The sequence below is a fragment of the Rhizobium sp. Leaf384 genome, from assembly GCF_001424065.1.
Taxonomy (GTDB): domain Bacteria; phylum Pseudomonadota; class Alphaproteobacteria; order Rhizobiales; family Rhizobiaceae; genus Ferranicluibacter.
Window position 1 is genome coordinate 401,415 of record NZ_LMQE01000001.1, and the last position, 18,817, is coordinate 420,231.

General features: G+C 58.3%; 23 protein-coding genes. 2 read left to right on the forward strand and 21 right to left on the reverse strand.

Going from position 1 to position 18,817, the window contains the following annotated elements; genetic code table 11:
* Positions 1-3 precede the first annotated feature (3 nt).
* Together ASG25_RS01950 and ASG25_RS01955 are read right to left on the reverse strand one after the other, a co-directional pair.
* Positions 4-915, reverse strand: coding sequence for a CatB-related O-acetyltransferase (locus tag ASG25_RS01950; protein ID WP_062468530.1), 912 nt, complete (start codon positions 913-915; stop codon positions 4-6).
* Positions 916-1,388: 473 nt separating this feature from the next.
* On the reverse strand, positions 1,389-1,601 hold the full coding sequence (locus tag ASG25_RS01955; protein ID WP_062468532.1) for a hypothetical protein: 213 nt from the start codon (positions 1,599-1,601) through the stop codon (positions 1,389-1,391).
* Positions 1,602-2,001: 400 nt separating this feature from the next.
* Between ASG25_RS01955 and ASG25_RS01960 the strand changes: the two genes are divergently transcribed.
* The gene (locus ASG25_RS01960; protein ID WP_062468534.1) at positions 2,002-2,358 is read left to right on the forward strand and encodes a hypothetical protein; all 357 of its coding nucleotides are present in this window, start codon (positions 2,002-2,004) and stop codon (positions 2,356-2,358) included.
* Positions 2,359-3,527: 1,169 nt separating this feature from the next.
* Here the strand turns inward: ASG25_RS01960 and ASG25_RS23045 are convergent.
* The 9 genes from ASG25_RS23045 to ASG25_RS02005 form a co-directional block, all read right to left on the reverse strand.
* On the reverse strand, positions 3,528-3,701 hold the full coding sequence (locus ASG25_RS23045) for a hypothetical protein (RefSeq protein WP_200942746.1): 174 nt from the start codon (positions 3,699-3,701) through the stop codon (positions 3,528-3,530).
* A 107-nt stretch (positions 3,702-3,808) separates the two neighbouring features.
* Complete coding sequence (locus ASG25_RS01970) at positions 3,809-6,280, reverse strand: SGNH/GDSL hydrolase family protein (protein WP_082479822.1); 2,472 nt, start codon at positions 6,278-6,280, stop codon at positions 3,809-3,811.
* 68 nt (positions 6,281-6,348) lie between these two features.
* Positions 6,349-6,768 (reverse strand): hypothetical protein, encoded by a 420-nt coding sequence (locus tag ASG25_RS01975; protein ID WP_156379927.1) that lies wholly within the window; start codon positions 6,766-6,768, stop codon positions 6,349-6,351.
* Complete coding sequence (locus ASG25_RS01980; protein ID WP_062468541.1) at positions 6,765-8,996, reverse strand: hypothetical protein; 2,232 nt, start codon at positions 8,994-8,996, stop codon at positions 6,765-6,767. Before ASG25_RS01980 ends, ASG25_RS01975 begins: the two co-directional genes overlap by 4 nt.
* The gene (locus tag ASG25_RS01985; RefSeq protein WP_062468543.1) at positions 8,993-9,409 is read right to left on the reverse strand and encodes a hypothetical protein; all 417 of its coding nucleotides are present in this window, start codon (positions 9,407-9,409) and stop codon (positions 8,993-8,995) included. Before ASG25_RS01985 ends, ASG25_RS01980 begins: the two co-directional genes overlap by 4 nt.
* Before the next feature lie 18 nt (positions 9,410-9,427).
* Positions 9,428-10,030 (reverse strand): hypothetical protein, encoded by a 603-nt coding sequence (locus ASG25_RS01990; protein ID WP_062468545.1) that lies wholly within the window; start codon positions 10,028-10,030, stop codon positions 9,428-9,430.
* Between the two features lie 2 nt (positions 10,031-10,032).
* Positions 10,033-10,260, reverse strand: coding sequence for a hypothetical protein (locus tag ASG25_RS01995; RefSeq protein ID WP_062468547.1), 228 nt, complete (start codon positions 10,258-10,260; stop codon positions 10,033-10,035).
* Positions 10,260-11,006 (reverse strand): hypothetical protein, encoded by a 747-nt coding sequence (locus tag ASG25_RS02000; protein ID WP_062468549.1) that lies wholly within the window; start codon positions 11,004-11,006, stop codon positions 10,260-10,262. Before ASG25_RS02000 ends, ASG25_RS01995 begins: the two co-directional genes overlap by 1 nt.
* A 2-nt stretch (positions 11,007-11,008) precedes the next feature.
* Positions 11,009-14,155 carry a phage tail length tape measure family protein gene (locus tag ASG25_RS02005; RefSeq protein ID WP_062468551.1) on the reverse strand — a complete coding sequence of 1,049 codons (3,147 nt, stop codon included), beginning with the start codon at positions 14,153-14,155 and terminating at the stop codon, positions 11,009-11,011.
* Between the two features lie 59 nt (positions 14,156-14,214).
* On the opposite strand from ASG25_RS02005, the gene ASG25_RS23195 reads away from it, so the two are divergent.
* Positions 14,215-14,421: a hypothetical protein gene (locus tag ASG25_RS23195; protein WP_062468553.1), complete on the forward strand. Its 207-nt coding sequence runs from the start codon at positions 14,215-14,217 to the stop codon at positions 14,419-14,421.
* Positions 14,422-14,610: 189 nt separating this feature from the next.
* Here ASG25_RS23195 and ASG25_RS02015 read toward each other — a convergent pair whose 3' ends face one another.
* The 10 genes from ASG25_RS02015 to ASG25_RS22530 all read right to left on the reverse strand — a co-directional run bounded on the left by ASG25_RS02015 (position 14,611) and on the right by ASG25_RS22530 (position 18,718).
* Positions 14,611-14,970, reverse strand: coding sequence for a hypothetical protein (locus tag ASG25_RS02015; RefSeq protein WP_062468555.1), 360 nt, complete (start codon positions 14,968-14,970; stop codon positions 14,611-14,613).
* A gap of 3 nt (positions 14,971-14,973) precedes the next feature.
* Positions 14,974-15,399, reverse strand: a complete 426-nt coding sequence (locus ASG25_RS02020; protein WP_062468558.1) for a phage tail tube protein — start codon at positions 15,397-15,399, stop codon at positions 14,974-14,976.
* 66 nt (positions 15,400-15,465) lie between these two features.
* Entirely contained in the window at positions 15,466-15,882 is a 417-nt protein-coding gene (locus tag ASG25_RS02025; protein ID WP_062468560.1) for a DUF3168 domain-containing protein, read from the reverse strand.
* The gene (locus ASG25_RS02030; protein ID WP_062468561.1) at positions 15,882-16,370 is read right to left on the reverse strand and encodes an HK97 gp10 family phage protein; all 489 of its coding nucleotides are present in this window, start codon (positions 16,368-16,370) and stop codon (positions 15,882-15,884) included. Before ASG25_RS02030 ends, ASG25_RS02025 begins: the two co-directional genes overlap by 1 nt.
* Positions 16,367-16,720, reverse strand: a complete 354-nt coding sequence (locus ASG25_RS02035; RefSeq protein ID WP_062468563.1) for a head-tail adaptor protein — start codon at positions 16,718-16,720, stop codon at positions 16,367-16,369. Before ASG25_RS02035 ends, ASG25_RS02030 begins: the two co-directional genes overlap by 4 nt.
* Positions 16,704-16,880, reverse strand: coding sequence for a hypothetical protein (locus tag ASG25_RS22520; protein ID WP_156379928.1), 177 nt, complete (start codon positions 16,878-16,880; stop codon positions 16,704-16,706). Before ASG25_RS22520 ends, ASG25_RS02035 begins: the two co-directional genes overlap by 17 nt.
* Positions 16,862-17,224, reverse strand: a complete 363-nt coding sequence (locus ASG25_RS02040; RefSeq protein WP_062468565.1) for a head-tail connector protein — start codon at positions 17,222-17,224, stop codon at positions 16,862-16,864. Before ASG25_RS02040 ends, ASG25_RS22520 begins: the two co-directional genes overlap by 19 nt.
* 1 nt (position 17,225) lies before the next feature.
* The gene (locus ASG25_RS02045) at positions 17,226-17,567 is read right to left on the reverse strand and encodes a hypothetical protein (RefSeq protein WP_062468567.1); all 342 of its coding nucleotides are present in this window, start codon (positions 17,565-17,567) and stop codon (positions 17,226-17,228) included.
* Between the two features lie 5 nt (positions 17,568-17,572).
* Positions 17,573-17,842 (reverse strand): hypothetical protein, encoded by a 270-nt coding sequence (locus ASG25_RS23050; protein WP_062468569.1) that lies wholly within the window; start codon positions 17,840-17,842, stop codon positions 17,573-17,575.
* Between the two features lie 33 nt (positions 17,843-17,875).
* The gene (locus ASG25_RS22530) at positions 17,876-18,718 is read right to left on the reverse strand and encodes a hypothetical protein (protein ID WP_156379929.1); all 843 of its coding nucleotides are present in this window, start codon (positions 18,716-18,718) and stop codon (positions 17,876-17,878) included.
* Positions 18,719-18,817: the final 99 nt, after the last annotated feature.

Sequence of the window (18,817 nt, forward strand, 5' to 3'; positions counted from 1 at the left end):
GCGCTAGAGCTTCGAGAAGTCTCTCCCGATCCGGATGCGTTCTGACTTGTGAGGCTTCAGCCCGTTGGCGATCTTTTCTTCAAGTGCATCCATAAAGGCGTCGATATCGTCCCAAGTAGACGGAGGCGGCAGCTCGACATAGCTGTAGCGCCACCAGCGAAGCGATATCATTCTCTCCACTTGAGCTTCTGAAAAACGATACTTCCGAATAGACGCCGGAGCACCACCGACGATCGCATAGGGTGGGACATCTTTCGTGACGATAGATCGAGCAGCCACAATGGCGCCGTCTCCAATCCGAACGCCACCTTTGAGCAAAGCACCTTGGCCGATCCAGACATCGTTACCGATGACGGCTGGCAAGGTGTACTTCTGGAAAGGCAGAAGCTCATAATCTACCCCATGCTCTTCACGGGCAATCGCCACAAAACGGGATGTATATGTAAGCGGACTGCTGGAAAAACGTTGTGTTGGATGCTGCGTGCCCATCATCTGCACATCTGGCGCGATACTGCAGAAACGCCCAACCTTAGTCAAAGGCGGTAAGCTGGAAGCAGAATAGGAGTGCCGCCCGATTGAGCAGAAACCGCCCTTAGGCATGGTAGAGTGCCGCTCGGCCATGACCCTAGTGCTGATTCCTAGTTTCCTGCCAGGTGCATATACTCCAATGATCCTGCGCGGATGCGCGAGATAGATCTGATGGTCGATGCAGTACTGGTCGTGACGTGTCGACCACTCAAACTTGTAGAGCGTCTTCCGCAACCGGATAATTTTTTCGTTTACGCTCTCCACCTCTTCCGGCACGACCTCTGGGGCCGGTAACTCTGCGAACTGGGCGTTCTCCTCAACAACAGGATCGCGACTGTGCCGATAACCTGGCAATTTTGACAGAAAACCGCTTAGAAAACCCAACATGATGCTCCCGGAATCCAATCAGCGAACAAGCATAATTCCGCTGATTCCTCAAGCGAACCCGTTACGTCGCCGTCACGTTTGGGTCCGACACGCCTGAAACCGACGCGACCTGCTTGCCGAATAGTCGAGTATTCTAGCGTTGAAGAAGTCCGTCGCCGTGGACTGGTTGTTGACATAAAGCCTCTCCATGACGAAACCTGCCGGGGCCGCAACATCTCCAGCGTTCAAGGTTACGCTCTCTAGCCCTGTACCGAAATAACCCCCGCCCTGATACAAGGCCAAAGACTGCTGATCGCTGATTCCGAGGGATTGCAGGAGGATAACGAACCGTTCTCCCCCCTCAGCGTCAGGTGTTGCCTATAATGTTACTGCTGCCCCCAATGCGGTCGTGCTGGTGAGGGTCGCGCCGCGCAGAATCAGTAGCAAGAGGCAAAGTGGTGTGAATACCACCAGGCAAAAGTCATTTTTCGAAATTAACGTGCAGATCGCGCCTTCAGTAATTTGGCGATCGCTTCGACTTTTTCCGTAACCGTGATGCTCTTGAATACTTCCACGTGCTTGGAGTTCACGACAACCTCTGCAAACTCAATCCGGGTATCACCCTCGTCTGTCTGGCAAAAAAAAGCGACCTTGCCGAAATCGACCACCGTGGTTGCATTGTTCTTCTGAGTAAGAATGAGCCACATAGCAAATATTCCTTATCTAATATGCTATTAACGGCTAACCAATATTCGTGCCTTACGCAAAGGTAAATAGCTTTAACCGCGTGCTCGGACCCTCGGCTGATAATGGCCATCTGCCGCGTTTCGAGGTCGAGCGATAGCCGAACAGATGAAGACGGGTAGTAGTCTAATTTGTCTCATGAGCACGATCGCGGCTTGCTACGGGCCCTGCGCCCTAAAAGTCGTGTTGTGAAACTCATGGAATGAACGCTAATTTCACTACGGTCATTCCCGCCGGCAAACAGCTTTCAGTGGCCACACTCCATTATTCGATGCTAGTGCGATACGTTATGGCGCCATTAGTCGTGACGTCGACAATTAATACCCCATCTTTTATCGCATTCGGTGAAGCCAGGCACGTGAAATGAAAATCCAAGATGTCATTCAAATCCTCAAAGACGCTAAAGAGCCCGCACCGAAGCTTGATGGCCTGATCGCTATCATCGCTGGTTATCGGCGAAGAGGCGAGAATGCTGACTCTTGGGTCGACCCAGAAGGTAGCTCCATCAATCGTCCGCCGAGGTACACCGAAGTCATCGATGATGCGATAACGCTGCAGGCAGCACTATGCCCTCAATTGAGGGTTGGGTGTGCTTGGGAGGTAGGCGAAGCATCAGCGAACGTAGGCTCGACAACCGCATTGTCGGTAAATCCTGCAATGGCACTCAGCATCGCCACACTTGAGGAAATGTTGAGCTTACAGTCGGCTAGGAACGAGTAGGAAGGACCGTTTAGCTGCGGCGTTAAAGATAGCATCGTCGCCGGCTGATCTCGCGGTGAATCCGAAGTTCTTCCCGCACATGGTCCAGCTCCTCTGCAAGCGAGCACACCGCCCGGACGTGTTTTTTGGTCGCCGTGTTCATATTGATCAGCTTGAAGCTAAGAGCCGTCGATTGAGGAAGTTGCTTTGTTGAGAGACCCTCGTCTTGGCTTCCGCCTTGCGGCTCCTGAAGTCGAGCATAGGTAAAGGTCGGGCGATGGTCAGACTCTGGCGAAGTGAAAGTGCATCCAGTTGTAGTTTTTCGCACGCCCCAGCGAGAGCGCGCCTTCCGATTCCACGATCTTCGAGAACGCTTTAAATTCTAGCTTCGCAAATCGGGCGCGATCACTCCGCCACTTCAAATGACTTTTCTCGGAGTCTGAATCAACGGCGATACTGTAGGCATGCATTGACCGCGTCTTCGCGCCGCGCATTGGTCGGAAGTTTTAGCAACAGCCAAAGATATCGACACCAAGCTTTTCGACGCCGTCGGCACCGTAGTGCGCCAGGGTCTTCTGAAAAATGCGCCGGATCGGCGCCTGTACTTGGGCACGGCAGAGGAAAGGCTTGATGATCCGATTTTTTCTTCCAAGCGATTTTCATGCGGTACGCAAGCTCAACGATGCCCGCGGTGGCTTGCACGCTCCGAGGCTCGCCAAAAGAGCTCCGCACTCCGGCTTGTGATGCCAGTCGGTCATGTGTTTCTCCAATCTGATGTGTTGTAGGTGGTTATGCGCTGCGGAGAAACGCTCAGCTTTTTGACTTGGACTCGTGGTGGTGTTGAGTATGTCTGGACTAGCACTACATAGTTTTTGTCAACACAAACCGGGGAGGCCAACATGTCTGAGAAGCAAGCAGTCGTAGCCGCGATTATTCTGGAATACCTGCCTATGGCGACACCAGAACTAGCCGCTGAGGTCTCAGCAAGGATTGTCACTGCGCTTGAGGAACAGCCGACTGAGCAGGCGAACCGCCCGATGCGAACTGGATCGCACCCCGATAATTGACCGTCACATGACTGCCAATTCTCGATCCGGGCCCGGCTCACATTGAGTCAAATGTATTACCCGCAGAAGCGAGGTTCTGTGTCACAGGTAGTACGCTGCGATGCGCTCGCAGCGCAGTCGACATCAACAGTCAGGCTGACGCAAAAAAATCGGCTGGATGACGCCTCGGCATCTCATCATTTTACTAAAATCCGCTGACAGCTCTGTCGGGCCGCCGCTGTCCGTCTTGGCATTTGAGTAGCCACTCTCGTGCTCGAACATCAGGTCAAGGGCGACGGGAAGGGTTTCCCGCGCCATGGTTGTTTCCTCTTGTGGTGGTGGTGGTGCGCGACGGCATTGCGGATGGGTGAGCACTCAAGCCGGCCTTCGGATTGAGCCGATGCGGTGGTCTGCGGGCGCGTCCGTTACTGAGAAATGCTCAGCTCACGGACCAAGGCAGTGCCGCCGCCGGCAGCCAGGATGTTGCTCCAGTAGACACCGCCGCAAGCGCCGGCAAAGTGCATCGCATAGGCTGTGCGCGCAGTGGTGATCGTCAGCACGTTGGCGGAGCTTCCGCCCCATCCTTCGAAAACATTGACGACTTGGTTGTTGCCGCTGCGAGAGACGACCAGTCGCACCTTCTGGTCGTCCGTGGTCACCGAGAGGGTTGAGGAAGTCCCAAGCGTGGAGCCCAACGTCATCGTGCCGTCGGCTGCGATCGTTGCAGCGTAGAGCCGCCATGCCGTCGTCGAGATGCGGACCAGCATCGTAACGACCTTTGAGCCCGCGGCACCCCAGGTGTTCGAATGCGCGACGATGAAGCCAGCGCCGACCGGCATGCTCACGTCTGCCAGGATCTCCACGGTATCCGTCGTGAACGCCCCAAAGATGTTGGAGCCATCTACCATCTCCGGTACGAGCTCATATGCATGGCTGGGCGTGCTGGCGAACGTGCGACGGAGCGGTCCTGAGTTCTTCAGCGCGTTCCGGGTCTTTACGCCGCGCTCCATCCGCTGGAACTCGAAGTTTCCGAAGTACAGCGCATCGCCGTCGCCGCTGAAGTAGCTGATACGACTAAGGCCGTAGGGGATCGCGCCCCAACGATAGGGAAGATCCGACTTGTGATAACCGGAAGGATTGCTCGTAAAGCCCACAGCGGCGGGGATCTTGTTCACCCCGGTGTTGGCCAGAATGTCATATACGCGCACATATGGCGGGCTCCCCGGCAGGTCGGACGCATACCCTTCTCCATCAATGCCGCGATAAACAAGGCCCATATCCGAGTCTTCGTTCCAGACCCAGAAGCTCATCATCGCGGTCGCCTTTGGGGCGGCAGAGTTCCAGAACATGTTGGCACCCTGGTGCAGGTTGTTGCCAAAAGCGGCTTGCGCGGTCGGGTCTCCGAGATAGTTGGATGCGCTATCCCAGGTCATGAGCTTCCGGCCCCTGCCCTGCTGGATGGTGACGGTATCCCCGAAGAATTCCTTTGCGAAGTAGCAACCCTTGAACCGATGGCCCACGTCCGAAAAATGCAGTCCGTCAGTCTGGAGTTGCGCCCATCGGTAGCCGTCCCGGTTGCCCTGAAGCCAGTGTTTCATGGCCGCCTCTTTGTCCATCAGCGGGATTCGGAATTCTGCCGCGATAGCCCGCTTGGCCTGATTGATCTGTCGCGTCACTTCCTTGTGGTCGCGCGTGTTCGAGGCATTCAGATAGATCGGGTCGCAGGTCGTGATAATCGGAATCGTGCCGTAAGCCATCACGAGCAGGATCAGCCGGCGAAACTCCGAAACGAAATCGGCAAGCTGAGAACCGGCTGCAGCAACATCATTCAGTCCGAAGTCGATAATCGTCGCAGCGGGAATGCCGTAAGCGGAATTGCTGATCACGGCCTTGCGGTAATTGTCGTAAGCCCATCCGCTGACGACCTTCTGCCCCACATAACCAGCATTCCAGAAAGTGACGTTGTTGCCGTACATGTCGCGGAGGATCGACTGGGCAACGGCCGGCCATGCGTTCGGCGCTGTTGCAGCATGGTCGATATTGCCGACGGCGTTCCCACTCCCGTCGACGGGGTTGGCTGTCCAGCCTGTCGTGTAAATGCCATCTGTCGTACTATCGCCATAACACGCGATGGTGACGTGATCGCCCGCCGCCATTTTTGCGCGCAGGTAGTCTAGAAGGCTTTGCGCCGTCCACTGACCGGTGAACATGTCGACCCGAGGGCGAAGGGATTGGAACGCCCACCAGCCACCGTTTGCGCTATTCGTGGTGCCATTCGGCAAGAAGCGGTCCGATGATCGGAACTTCGCCGCATCGGCAACGTCAGGCTCGCTCGCCACGCGCTTCCATGTCGTCACTTCCGTATCAAGCATGGTGTTGCGGCCGAGAGCCTGAATGGTCAGAATACCCGCCGGAACGGAAATAGAGGCCATGCCCGCCACAGTCCCGTAAATCGGCACCTGTTTTTCCGACGCAATATCGTTGACGTAGCCGGCTGCTTGGTCCCGGTAGTTGCTCGCTGCGTCTCGGGCGTCTCGAGCCTGGTTGCGGTAGTCAAGCGCCAGATTGCGAGCGCCTTCGGCTATCTCCTGGGCAGCCTGCGCCGCGTCAGCGGGAAGATCCAGTTTCTTCTGCCAAGCAATGCCGTTGTACACGTAGATCCCGCGCAAATCCTCGTTGTCGTCGGCGACCACAATACCGACGTCGCCAGTCGAAGCTCCGGAAACGCTATCCAGTTGCGCCTTTGTCCCTCGAATGAACGCCGAAGTGACAGCCATGCCGAGCGCGGTTGTCAGGTTCTCAAGCCACGTTCCCCATGCACGGATTTCTGGCTTTGAGGGCTCGGACGGATTGCCGCTTGGCCCGTCCGCCCAGATAGTTTTTGCGTTCTCTACCATAATTTCTCCATGCGGAAGCGCCCCGCCGGAGGCAGGGTGAGAGGTTCAGATTGTTCAATGGGCAGGCGTTAGGCGGCCGGGCGGAAGCCGCGAAGGCGAAGCGGGACGGACAGGGTGCCGACTGCGCTGATCGGCGGCAGGACGCAGTTCACGTCTATGACGCCGTCAACATTCACAAAACCGGTTGACTGCACGAAAATGAAGCCGAGCGTTAGCGCACCGACCGTCGGCCGCCCTGCGGGGTGGATGAAGACGAGATCCCCGACCTTTGCCTTAGCGGCCGGAGCGGAGAGGCGCAGACCGGAAAGCGCGACCGACACCGGCAGAGACTGCGTGATCGTGTAGTAGTATTCCCAGACCGGAGCGCCGGCCTTTATCGCGCCGTCAACGGACGACGCGAGATCCTGCGCGGCTTTCGCCGCTGTTTTTGCATCAGCAGCCGCCTGATCAGCAGCCGCGACCATTGCTCGTTCATCGGTTTGCGTCATGGGAAGGTCACGTCCAAAAAAGCGGTCGGCCCGACGACGCCAGAGCCGTTCTCGGGTTGCACCCAAAGGCGCCGGGTTGCCGCGGCCACCGGTGTTGGCTGCACATAGCGAACGTCGCCAGGTGCGGCCGCCAGCTTGTTGATGAGAGTTGCCGCCGCGAAGGTTTGAGCTGTCGTCCCAATCTTGAAGGTGAGGTAGGCGGTCCGACCTTGTGAGGCCGTGGTGTTGGCCGCGCGCGCGCTAAAGGTCGGCGATGCCCATGACAGCGCTTCGGCGACTGCAGGTGCTGTCGAGTCCACGGTGGATGTCACCTGGGCCACAAGAGACCATGTGCCCGTCTTCTTCGAAGTCATGAAGGCGACTTGAATGTCGAGCAATTTGTTAGAAGGCACGACGTTCGTGTTCATCTTGGTAAAGCCGCCCGCAGGCACAGCATCAGGGTATTCCTGCTCGACCCACTCCCCTGGGTTGCCAGTGCCATCATCGGAAAGCCGGTAGCGGACGGTCGGCGTCAGACTTTCATCTGCGGGGTCAATGATGTCGACGCGAATGTAAACGCTCGATCCATTGGCTTTCGACTGCACAAGATTGATGACGGGCGTTGGGATATTGTCTTTGCTCTGCCTTGGCGGAACAGGCGGTTGCTTACCTTCGTCCGTTGCAGGATCCCAAACGTCGATGCCATCCGGGTGGGCCTTGATGTCCATAGAAAAGCCGCCCTTCGTCAGGGCAACGACGGCTCTGCGGTTTTCGATGATTTTTCCATTGAGCCGCGGCAGTCGGATCGGCGTAGCTAGCCTCACCCAACGGCTGTAGACCGCGTTGATTCCCGAGTTCCAGACGTCGATTGAGCCGTTGACCTTCTGCTGGATCCGGAGCCATTCCCGCTTGCCAAGGCGGCGAGCCTGCCTCCACTGCTGGACCCACGTGTATTCGGCCTCCTCGGAGAGGACTCGGCCTGCGTTTAGCTGCGCCGGGATGTCCTCAAAATAGTCGGTGTCCGCGGTCGCGTAGTCCACCTCAGGGTACGTAAACTTGGGGACGAGACGGTTGATCTCGTCTTCGAAGAGGACATCGTATTGAATGGAGTGACCGATGATGTCAGCATCCGTCAGTGTGACGCACCGGCTTTCGCGGAACTTGCCCACCGTCAGAATGCGGGCGCCGTCGCCGCGAACGACCAGGTGGCCGTCACAGGTTGCAAGGATAGCGTTCAGGCCAGCCTTCGGGCTGTTTTCTGCCGTGTCCCAGCCGTTGCACTCGTAGCGCTTCTCTGTGCCACCTCCGAAAAGCGGAACGGCCTCATCGCAGATGTCTGCCTCTTCTTTCCAAAAATCGAGCGTCGGCAGCAAAGCCTTCGTATAATCCAACCGCTCGCCGAACTCGCTGAAGCACAGATGCCACGCCAGAATAAGTGCGGAGTTCTTCGTGAATGTCCACGTAGCAGGGTCCGTCGGGCTCTGGGCTGGGTTCCTGAAATCCCAGCACTTGGCGCCATCGACTTCTGCCGTCAGGTTCGGCACGCCGTAGGGAAACCGGCTCTGCTGGTCCTTGGCTTTTGCTGCACGCGCCAACATCGCCACGGATGCCTGACCGAAGCCAAGATGCTGAGAAGTCCAAAGGCGCTCGGAGGCTGGCTTCGCTGCATAGCGGTCGATGATGCTCTGATACGGAAGAGCCGCCGCGCTTTCGCTTCCAAGCCGTCGGAAGATATAGACGTTGTCGCGGTATGGATCGCCCGATGGCTTGCGCTGACCCAACGCATCGAGGTCCGCGAGCTCGACGACATCGTCGTGCAACCAAAAACGCTTGTAGGCGGAGACGGGATGACCAGCGATCGCCTGGATCGCGACAAGGTTATTCCCAAGCGACTCCCAGAGCATGTAGGCGCCAGCCATGCGGTTCGTGCCAACGCACCAGGCGCGGTACGGGATTGCCTGGGTCTTTGGCGCTTTGCCGTCCTCGGGCTTCGGCGGCTTTGGCACCATCAGCATCTGAAGGCCGAATGTCAATGCCGTCGTGGCGATCGCCGAAGCGATGGACGCAGTCGTAATTGTCGTGCCGGCAATCGTGCCCGTCAGGCCCATGGCGACGAACAGCGGCGTGAAGATCGGATCTCGTCGTGCGATCGGATAGAGGGTTGTCGTGCGTCGAAGCGTGTGCTCCCACAGAATCCGTTGATCAGGCGTCGCGTATGAGTGCGAATAAAAGCGCTCGTCTCTGATCATTCAATTCTCCAGGCAGCGCTATGCGTTGCCTGCTTTGCAACAGGACCGCGCGCCGACATCGCCAGCCACAAAGGGCCGAAGCGGATGGCGGGAATCTGTTTGTTGGTGATGCCAGTGGCATCGAAGCCGACGGGTGTGGAAATCAGGCCCACGTCCCCGGATCGCGGGGCTTCGGTGCGGCTGACGCTGACCCGCGCCAAGCGTTCGTCCAGCATGCGCTCGATGCCGCCATGAGACGCGATAAGGGCGTTCGCATCTTCACGCGAAGAATAGGTGCCGATCAGGCCGGCCCCGGGATCTTTGCCCGTGACGATCTCGACCCAGCGCGCACAGAATGTCGTGCAGTCATGACCGCCCACCCCACCCCACACCCATCGGTGCGGGAGGGCCGCGTACTCTGTCAGCGATGTCATGGAGTCACCTTGCCGGTGTTAGCCGTATTGCGGCCAAGAGGGCTGTACGCCCCGCGCTAGGCGGGCTGTTCCGTCGCAGAACTTGTCGGTCGGATAGATCGCCTTCTGGTGCGCGCTTGACCAAAGAGACCGCGACGGGCGCGACCTAGTTTCATTGCCGGCAGCGACGGCCAAGGAGAGCGTTAGTGAAGGGCTCTGCCCCGATTGCACCGCGGGGCTGGCCTCTCCGATATGCGAAGCTGTGCCCTGCCATAGCGGGATGATCTTGCTCATCGGCTGGAAATACTGATCCAGCGTCGTGATACCCATATGGACTTCCGCACCACGAACAGGCGGCAGGCTCTCGATCATCTTGGAGCCGGCCTCAGGGTCAATTCCAGAGATCGTGAACTCGACGCTGTCCGACGTGCCGTTGACGAGGATCTCGAGCGTCGGGATTCCCTGCAGCCTTCCGCCACCCAGATAGACCGTGCCGTCTGGGTCAATGCTGTCGAAGCCGATCGGCATGTCATTCACGCCGAACCATAGATGCAGAGCGGGATCAGTCGCCACCCGCATGAAGATGCCGAGTTGGTGGCTGCCGCGCAACTCCTGGATGATGTTGTCTGGAACCCAGCCCATCGTTAACCCCGACGGTTGGCGTAAGCCTGCGCGCCAAAGTCGCCACGCCTTGAAGCCTCAGTCCACCGCCGAAGGCATTGCTGCATGCTTTCCTTGACCTGGGTCTCGACAGCTTCTGCTGAAACGGTGGCAATCGTGAGTAAAGACGACTGCCTGCCCATCATCTTCTCGAGTTCGGCAAGCCGTTCCGACATGCGCTCAAATTCTTCTCGGCTAACGTAGCTGGTCATTAAAACGCCTCGGTAAATTGGATGGATTGCTGCGTGACGAAGAACGCCTCGACGACCGACGGCAGCGTAAATCCGGCCGGGAACTTGGCAACAAAGCGAGGGCGCGCGAACTCGACACGCGTGCCTACGGGCACGGCTTCGCGGAGTGCTGGGCCGATCGCCAGGCGGTACTGTTGGTAAGAGCCGCCGGAGTCCGCCCCGTTGTCGAACTCTTCGACGATGTCCCAGAACCGATAAGCTCGCCACCCCTTGGTCGGATGATAGATCGAGAACCATTCCGACCAGTCAAGCCGGCGCGGCATGCCGTAGATCTTCAGTTTCAGAATGCCGGCATTCAGCGCAGCCGCCTCGGTCACTACCCCCCATACTGTCGTCTGGCTGTAACCGGACGTGTCGGAAAAGAACGAGCCATCCGAATGCGGGATGCCGCCGACATTTGATGCCGGCAGCTTCCCGATTGTTGGAAACGGGCCGAACCAGTCGGTGATGATCGGGACATTCACGAACCGGAAAGAGCCGTTCAGCCGTGCGCCAAGCTGGTTGATGTAGCGAAACTGCTCTTTGTCTTTGATCTTGCAGTCTTCGTAGGTGGCGGTCACGACGCCGCCACCTGTCATCTCCATTGTGATGCCTTCGCCCAAGCTGTTGCGCCCGCCATCAAGGGATGATCCCTGGACGTCGAACGTCGTCTTGAGCGGCGCCAGAAAGTTCGCCTCAAGGGTAGGCACGTTTAGGTATCGGGCCATTATCACCCCTTCTGGCTGGCGAACTTACTCTGCATGTTGCCGAACCCGCCGCGTCGCTGTTGCTCGCGATCAGCGGCGAGCGCTTCTTGAACACCTTGCCGCACGAGTTCGCGCACATGCGGGTCGCCGGACGCACCGCTGACATTGACGTTCAAGTCGCGGGGCGTGTTCTGGCCACCGTCGATCGACTGGCGTTTGTTGAGGCTTGGGGCGACGGGTGCGCCGACGCGGCGCACGAGCCCCCCTTCGGCAAATCGCGGAACTCTGTCAGCATTGATTGCGTCAAGTAATGGCCCATGCTTTGCCACCATGGCGGCTCTTGTGACGTGCTCGCCATTTGAAAGAAGCGCAACGATGCTGTCGCTTGTGCCAGTTCCGGGTCCACGAACGCGCCCGCCTTCCGCCAGCTTTGGCGCGGGAGGGAAGTAATTGGTTCCCGAACCTGTACCTTTACTAGGCGACCCGCCGAAAAGGCTACCGAGCCAACTGAAAAGGCCACCTCCCCCGGATGCAGGATCTGACCCGAGGTTATTAGCCAGACTGCCGAGGCCCTGAGTGGCTGCGCCGGAAGACTGAGCAACCTTGGCCAGCGCTCCGGCTGCCTCGGTAGAACGGCGGACCTGAACCTCTGTGGCGCTGACCCAGCTGTTCATTACCGAGTCGGACGAGTTGCCCGAGAGCATTTGCAGTTGCTGCTGGCCGTTGGCCACGCGCGTTGCGCCTGTAGCAAACCCGACGTGTCCCCCAGACTGCCCTGCCCTGAAACCATTGGTCTGAAGAAGAACGTCGCCTTTTTGCGCGAGGCCCGGCGCAATCTTGGTGCCCCAGTTTTGGAACGAGTTCGCCGTCAGCGAACCGGAGCCTTTGACGCCGACCTGCTCAAGGGAGGAGTTGACGAAACCAGCGCACCAAGCCGTCTGTGCAGCATTGATGTCCACCCCGCCTTTCTTAAGGAAGGCATTAATATTTCCTGGGCTTCGCTCGCTTTGGCCAAGAAGGTTGCTAGCAAGATCCACGGCACTTCCGCCGCGAACGACGGAGCCTGCGGGGGCTGCTGCGGACGCAACGCTGCCAATAGCCCCAACTGAACTTGGCGCAGCAGATGGCCCCGCACCCCCAGGCAACAACGCCCCAAACACCTGTTTTAGGATGCCTGAAAGCTGCTTCTGCGCGGAGGACAGGAGCTCCTGCAGGATCATGTCGCCCAGCTTCTTGCCGATGTCCTCGCCGCCACTCAACAGCGCGCCGCTGAGGTTGTCGATAAACTGGTCAGAGGCGGACTGGATCTCGTCCAGTTGAAGCGACCGAGCGATTGCCTGGCCTGTAGCACTGTTCGGATCCTCTTGCAGACCATACTGGCGCTGCATCTGGACGATCTTCTGGTCTTGCGCAGACATTCCGCGCATTCGAGCATCTGTCAGCAGATCCTGCTGCAGCTTGGCCTTGGCCAATGCCTCGGAGTAGCCGGCATAAGCCGCAACGCGCGTTTCGATCTCCGCGCGCTCTTTGTCGCCGATCGTCCGACCCTTGTCCTGCGCATCCTGCAGAAGCTGAAGGCGGAAGCGTGCGGCATCGGTCACCGTGCCGTATTGGCCGGTGATCTCGAGTTCCAGACGCATTTGCTCGATGCGATCGTTGGCCGATTTGATCAGATCGCGGTAGGCGTTGCGGGCCTTCTCAGCAGAGGTCTCTGCCTTTTTGGACGCGGCGTCGAGTTTGGCAGGTTCCTCGCCCAATTGCACAGGCTTCTGGCCTGGCACCGGAACCGCCACAGTCACGCCCTGCGGGTTGGTGACTGTTGGATTTGCGTTCTCTTCCTGACGGCGCAGCTGGTCGCGCAGGCGGTAGTCTTGCACGCCGTCTTGGGCGCCAACTCCCTTGCCAAAACGAGCGACCTTTTCGAGGGTTGCCGCAAGATCGTCGCCCTGCTTCTTTAATTCTCCAGCTTTCTTCGATGCTTCATCCAAAAGATCAGGAAGAGCCGTCAACGATTTTGCGAATGCATCAACTGCAGGCGTGGTTCCGTCAGCCATCAATGCGCGAAGGTCATCCAGTACCTTCTTTGCCATCTCGGACGTCGCCGAACCCTTGCTAATCGCCTCTTGGAGTGCCGCAAAGTCGCGTTGCAAGTTGCCAACTTGACCCTCGTCCTTTCCCAACTGTTGAAGTTGGGAGTCAGTATCGGTCATGGCAATGTTTAAGTCTTCAATCTTTTTGCGGAGATCGGCCCATTGATTGTCGGCCTCAACAGCAGACGCGCCCTTGATATCTTTAGTCTGCTGCGCGCGTTCTCGCTCGTCGTTGTATGCCTTCAGCGCCGGAAGAGCTTCGCCCCACTTCTGGGACACCGCAGAGATGAGCTCGGCTTCCTTCTTCAGCGTCTCCGCCGATTTGGCCCCGCCCCACTCAATGCTGCTGAAATACTGAATAGCTGCAGCGGAAGCCGCAACCACACCGATCGTCACAAGCGAAATAGGTGAAACAACCGATGCAAAAGCCGCGCCCAGTGCAGACCCAAGACTTGAGCCGCTTGACTTCAGATCATTGAACACCGCGGACAGCTGCGTGCCCTGCTGCAAAGCGATCTGGAGCGGCGACATCCCGCCCATGGCGGTTACGCCGATATCCTGAAACTGAGCAGCGATGTTAGAGGTGTTGTATGAACTGACGCCTTGAGCGCCGCTACGCTGCGCCGGCGTATCTGCCAAAGCAGCATTGCGGCCCTTGATTGCGGCCGTCGATGCGAGCGCAGCCTGGCGCTCTTTCGTGATGGCGGCAGTCATCTCCGTCGCGGAAATCGCGCCGATAGAATGTGCCCGCCTGATGTCGGCGATCGACTGCTTGTAATTGTTGATCGTGGAGAAGAGAGGATTGTACTTCGCACGGAGGCGCTCGAGCTCCTTGCCCTGATCGGCAAGTGCTCCGCTCCACTCTTTGGCACCCTGCGTCCCGATACCGACCATCTTTTCAATGCGGGCCTGCAGGGCCGTAGACATCGACTTGTCGATGCCCTTGCCCATGCCGTCAAATTGCTTTTCGACCTTGCTCGACGATGCGGCAATGTCGGCTTCCAGCCTTTTGAGGCTGCGGCGAACCGTGGCCAGGTCCGTGCTAATCGAGATGATCAGGTCATCGGAATTGTCAGCCATCAGCAAGTGTCCTAGCATGCGAAAAAGCCCGCAGGAGTTGCGGGCCTTGGGAGGTGGATATGGATGGATGGCTGAAGGCGCTGATCGCAGCCGCGTGCGTCGTAATAATCGCCGGAGGCGGTTACTACGCCATCAAGGAAAACGCCGCCGCGACACAGCGAGCAGCTGACGAGAAAGAACAGACGATCCGAAATGGCTGCGCCGCAGCAAGGGCGAACAGTGGGCTCACAGCGATGCAGGAATACTGTAAGGACAGGGGGTACTAACCCCCATGCCTCTCCATAAGCTCGCGCATTTCGCGCTCAGACGGCGCACTCCTGCGTCTTCGCTGCCATCGTCGTTGTGCGCTTCGATCGCCTCGAAGAACTCGACCAGCGTGGCCGCCCAGAAGTCGGGCGGACGCCAGCCGATCTTATGCGCCGTGCGCAGCCACTGACGCAGCTGCTGCTCGGTGTTTAGCTCTTCGCCGCCCCGGTCTTCTTTGCCGGCGCGGCGCTTTCGTTTCCCTTTTCGCCGGCCTCATCGAGGTGAGCGGAGATCAGGTCGTTGAAAGCAACTGAGCAGTCGGCGAAATGGCGCAACTGGATCTTCTCGAGTGCTGCGGCCTTGTCGCCCTTGATCGTAAGGAACTGGATCGCAGCCAGGGTGGCGGCAATCTCGACGCCGGCCAACCGCTGCCACAGATCGGACAGCGACTTGCACTGAAGTGCCGCGGACACGGCAGCCAGACCGTTCATCGTGCCGGCCAGAACAAGGTCGACATCTTCGATCTTGAGCGCGACTTCGCCGCGCGCCAGATTCACGGATTCTGCCATGGATTACACCGCCGCAACAAACGTGATGGCGTCGGCCGGAACGAACGTTGCGCTGAATTCCATGTTGTTTTCCATGTCGCCCGAGAACTCAAAGTCGGTCACGAAAAACGGGCCCGTGAAGGTGCCTAGCCCGGGCACAATGACCTTCGCGTTGAACTGCTCGGCGTTGATGACCTTTTCCATGAATGCGCTCATCGCGGTCGACGACACAAACGCGCCGGAACCCGAGAACGTGCGGTTCACCATGCCAGGACGCGACGTCTTGATGACTTCGTCGCCGGGATTGGTGCACGATGGGATCGAGGTGTCGATCTCACCCGCGGAAAGGCTGAAGCTGCGCGTCTTCAGGCCGCAAAGATTGGTAAAAACTTCGGTGGAGGCGCCGTCGCCGATCTGAATGAGTAGGGTACGGCCGATCTGCTGTGCCATGTGCTGGTCCTTTAGAGAAAAAGGCCGGCACATGGCCGGCAACGTTTGTGGTGGTGATGGCGGCCGCTATTCGGCCCGATCGTACCGAGCAAGAAGCTCGACGACCGCGTGGCTGGTGAGACCGTCCGGATCTCGGAAGACCCGCGTCTGGCGATGCATGATCGAGATGAATCGGTTGGTGCTGAGCACCATTGGCGTCAGGTGCAGGGCTTCGACCATTGCGTTTGCGATGCGCCGGACTTCTGGAAAGCCAACCGCGCGCGACCATGCATGCATGGTCAGGTAGATGTCTCCGCCCTCAAGGCAGGTCGCATCCCGGCGTAGCGTCTGAGCCTCGCCGATGTTGATAAACCCTTGCTTCGGTTGAGCCCAAGCAGCGTCCGGTGTTATGTCGTAAATACCGTTCACGAGCGCCATTACAGCGCTGTCCGCCTTCAGCAGGCGCACGACTTCGCCCTGAATCTCAAGTTCTGGTGAGGCCATTATTTGTTCATTGCCTCCCGCACCGCTTTGTTGATGGCAGCGTTCAACCGCTTTTTCGCTTGGGGCTTGAATGCTCGCCAAGCCGGGAAAATGTGCGGTTGCGCTGGCATTCCCGGATGCATATCAGCTGGGTTGGCTGCGGCGGCCTTCTTGCCTGCGACAGTCCCGCCACCCTTAGCAGTGCTATGCGGAGCGGTCCCAAACTCCAGAAACCGCCAAATCCACGCGGCGAAGAGACCGACCGCGTCTTTGTCTTTGCTCGCCTGAATGCCGACTTGCTCTTGAGTGGGTCGGTTTCGCAGGAAATCAGCATCAAACGAATGCATGTATTCTAGCGTCGCGCCTGTTGGCGCCTTCTGCTCCATCTCGGCGGCGAAGTCCTCCATGATGGCGATCTTCGCGTCGGCGGCATATTTCTCAGCATTCGGCGCCAGAGCGTTCAGCCGCTTCATGAGCGCCTCGCGGCCCTGCACCTTCGCCTTGATCACGTCGCGACCCCATCATCGACCAAGAATTCGATCCAGCCGTTGCGCCCGTCGGGATTGGACGCCGTCCGGATGTTGAACTCTCGCGGAGAACGAGCATCGACGATCCGCCAGGCCGGCGTGACCGACCGTGTGCGCTCATTGGAACGAACCCAGACCGTATAAGGCTGGACACTTGACAATCGGCTTGCTTGGACAGCTTCGCCGCCTGCACGCGCAACCAACTGTGCCGGCTCGGTGAAGACGGTAGCAAATGGGCCGGAGACCTCGTTGCCATAAGAATCGTCAACGAACGTGCGGATCTGAAAATTCAGCCTCTCACGCATAGCCCCCGATTTAGGCTTCCGAGCCATCAGCGTAGTCCTCAGCCTTTGTGTCGTCGGCGACCGCCGCCCCTTTGGCAACCGCTTCCTCGCCGCAGATCCGGCGCACGTTCTTGGACGTGCCGGCCTTGTAGGCGATCGTGAAGCCTGGTTGCCGCCAGTCAAAATCTTCTACGAAACGTACGTGCATGTCTCATCCTCCAAGGATGTCCGCCAGACGCGGTAAGGCGCTAGAAGCCGTCGTACTGTCGGCTGGAGGACGGCGTCGCCTGCGTCCTTCTCTGGGGCCTCACGGCGCTCGTACAAATCCGACAGGACAAGCAGCACGGCAGCCACAATGGGCGGCGTCACGATCATCGTGTAGCCAACCGTGTCAGGGGCCGGAAGCGTGCCGCCAAGCGGCAAAACAGGCCTGTCCAGATACTCAAGAACGATCGATTCCGCCGCAGCCAGATAGACGCCAATTTCGGCGTCTTCGTCCTCATGAAAGATGCGCAGATGCTTGCGCGCGAGCTCAAGATCAACCAGCGCCATGTCAGGCCGCGATAACTGCTGCCGTCGCAGCGCTGGTGACAGTCAAACGCCCTGCGAGCGACTGCGCCCGGGTGCGTACCGTGATCGTCTTGCCGATATCATCAACAACTGGCGTGTAGGACGTGCCGTAGGGGCCGGGAATCCCGACCCCATTGGCGTGCCAATGCCTGTCCACCGTTGGCGTGGGTGTGCCCGTCACGGTGCCAGCACTTGCCGTCAGCACCTGGCCGACGCGCGCCGTGCCGGTGATCGCAGGCAGAACGGTAAAAGCAGGCGCGGCGGGGTTGGCGACACCGCCGATGTAGCTCGCAAATCGATGCTTGTTTGTCTTCGGTGTCGCCATCTGCGTCAGTCTTTCTTCTTGGCCGTTTTCGGCTCGGTGTGCGCGGCCTTTGCGGGCGCCGGCTCGGGCTCGGGTTCTGGCTCGGGCTTCGCTTCGACTTCTGCCTCGTCGGCAGGTTCGTCGGCCTTCTTGCCGTCTTCGAACGACACCAGGCCCAGCACACGAAGCTCGTTGGCTTCGCCGCGCTCGACCTTGAACGGCTTGCTCTCCGCGGTCTTGAGACCGGAGCCGTTGTCGAACGTCTTGAGCGGCTGCACTTCTACGTAATCGGTCATTGTTTTTCCTATGAAAAAGGCGCCAGAGGCGCCTTATATGAGGTACAAAATCTGATCTTTCTTGCGGATGTTTTCGTCTCCCCACATCGGCTGCAAGTTTGCTAACGACCACGCGAATTGGAATTCAGGGTCTTCAGCGGAAGTATACGAGAAACTTGAGAGGGGCAGTCGGTGGTCGATGTGCCAGCCGTTAAGACCGCGATTTTCCCAGGTCATTCCATCAGTGAACTGACGCTCCAAATGATCCATGAGTTCTTCAACGGTATACGGCACAAGAGATGTCCAAGAGCGCCCAGCTTTGTCTTCAACGGAACGCAGAATTCCACGCCGCATTATAGCGTTTAAAGAATGCTTTGGGTGGCTTGCCACCCAAGTCTTGGCATACGCGCGGACTCTCGCAACAGAATCAGGAAGCTTGTTTGCTTTTGCGAGCAGGGTGCATTCTCCGCAGTAGACGAAGTTTCCTTTGCGGGTCACGGTGAAATTCGCCCTGCAATGCTTGCACGTCTCCACACGACCGACACGTTTGCGCCCTTCGTATATTCCTTTTTCGTAAGAGATAGCTCGTGCACGCTCTAGCATTACAATCGGGCGACAAGTGGGACAAAATGATTGACGACTTTTCGAAGTGGCAACATAGTCGCACGAGCAGCGCTCACATGCGAAAGTCTCCCCCTTCACTTTTTTGATCCCGGCCTTGCGCCGCTTTGCGTCTGCCGCAATGCGATCACTTTCGCGGCGGGCTTTTATCCTGCAATCATCGCAGCGCTTCTTGTGCTTTGTTTTCCCAACTACTGGCGCCCCGCAATCGGGACACGGAAGCGAAAACAAGACTTGCGCAGCCAAAGTGGTGGCATTAATGGCTTTTGACAGCATCTCCGAACCTACCCGTTCGTTGGTGTTAGACCTCCCTAAGGATTGGCGTCCTTAAGGAGGTCGTCTACCTGATAAGTAGGTTTTGGCAGCTAAGTAATC

Excerpts from the sequence above, each read along its gene's own strand:
- ASG25_RS01950 (WP_062468530.1), bottom strand. The coding sequence starts at position 915 with ATGTTGGGTTTTCTAAGCGGTTTTCTGTCAAAATTGCCAGGTTATCGG.
- ASG25_RS01955 (WP_062468532.1), bottom strand. The coding sequence starts at position 1,601 with ATGTGGCTCATTCTTACTCAGAAGAACAATGCAACCACGGTGGTCGAT.
- ASG25_RS01960 (WP_062468534.1), top strand. The coding sequence starts at position 2,002 with ATGAAAATCCAAGATGTCATTCAAATCCTCAAAGACGCTAAAGAGCCC.
- ASG25_RS23045 (WP_200942746.1), bottom strand. The coding sequence starts at position 3,701 with ATGGCGCGGGAAACCCTTCCCGTCGCCCTTGACCTGATGTTCGAGCAC.
- ASG25_RS01970 (WP_082479822.1), bottom strand. The coding sequence starts at position 6,280 with ATGGTAGAGAACGCAAAAACTATCTGGGCGGACGGGCCAAGCGGCAAT.
- ASG25_RS01975 (WP_156379927.1), bottom strand. The coding sequence starts at position 6,768 with ATGACGCAAACCGATGAACGAGCAATGGTCGCGGCTGCTGATCAGGCG.
- ASG25_RS01980 (WP_062468541.1), bottom strand. The coding sequence starts at position 8,996 with ATGATCAGAGACGAGCGCTTTTATTCGCACTCATACGCGACGCCTGAT.
- ASG25_RS01985 (WP_062468543.1), bottom strand. The coding sequence starts at position 9,409 with ATGACATCGCTGACAGAGTACGCGGCCCTCCCGCACCGATGGGTGTGG.
- ASG25_RS01990 (WP_062468545.1), bottom strand. The coding sequence starts at position 10,030 with ATGGGCTGGGTTCCAGACAACATCATCCAGGAGTTGCGCGGCAGCCAC.
- ASG25_RS01995 (WP_062468547.1), bottom strand. The coding sequence starts at position 10,260 with ATGACCAGCTACGTTAGCCGAGAAGAATTTGAGCGCATGTCGGAACGG.
- ASG25_RS02000 (WP_062468549.1), bottom strand. The coding sequence starts at position 11,006 with ATGGCCCGATACCTAAACGTGCCTACCCTTGAGGCGAACTTTCTGGCG.
- ASG25_RS02005 (WP_062468551.1), bottom strand. The coding sequence starts at position 14,155 with ATGGCTGACAATTCCGATGACCTGATCATCTCGATTAGCACGGACCTG.
- ASG25_RS23195 (WP_062468553.1), top strand. The coding sequence starts at position 14,215 with ATGGATGGATGGCTGAAGGCGCTGATCGCAGCCGCGTGCGTCGTAATA.
- ASG25_RS02015 (WP_062468555.1), bottom strand. The coding sequence starts at position 14,970 with ATGGCAGAATCCGTGAATCTGGCGCGCGGCGAAGTCGCGCTCAAGATC.
- ASG25_RS02020 (WP_062468558.1), bottom strand. The coding sequence starts at position 15,399 with ATGGCACAGCAGATCGGCCGTACCCTACTCATTCAGATCGGCGACGGC.
- ASG25_RS02025 (WP_062468560.1), bottom strand. The coding sequence starts at position 15,882 with ATGGCCTCACCAGAACTTGAGATTCAGGGCGAAGTCGTGCGCCTGCTG.
- ASG25_RS02035 (WP_062468563.1), bottom strand. The coding sequence starts at position 16,720 with ATGGCTCGGAAGCCTAAATCGGGGGCTATGCGTGAGAGGCTGAATTTT.
- ASG25_RS22520 (WP_156379928.1), bottom strand. The coding sequence starts at position 16,880 with ATGCACGTACGTTTCGTAGAAGATTTTGACTGGCGGCAACCAGGCTTC.
- ASG25_RS02040 (WP_062468565.1), bottom strand. The coding sequence starts at position 17,224 with ATGGCGCTGGTTGATCTTGAGCTCGCGCGCAAGCATCTGCGCATCTTT.
- ASG25_RS02045 (WP_062468567.1), bottom strand. The coding sequence starts at position 17,567 with ATGGCGACACCGAAGACAAACAAGCATCGATTTGCGAGCTACATCGGC.
- ASG25_RS23050 (WP_062468569.1), bottom strand. The coding sequence starts at position 17,842 with ATGACCGATTACGTAGAAGTGCAGCCGCTCAAGACGTTCGACAACGGC.
- ASG25_RS22530 (WP_156379929.1), bottom strand. The coding sequence starts at position 18,718 with ATGCTGTCAAAAGCCATTAATGCCACCACTTTGGCTGCGCAAGTCTTG.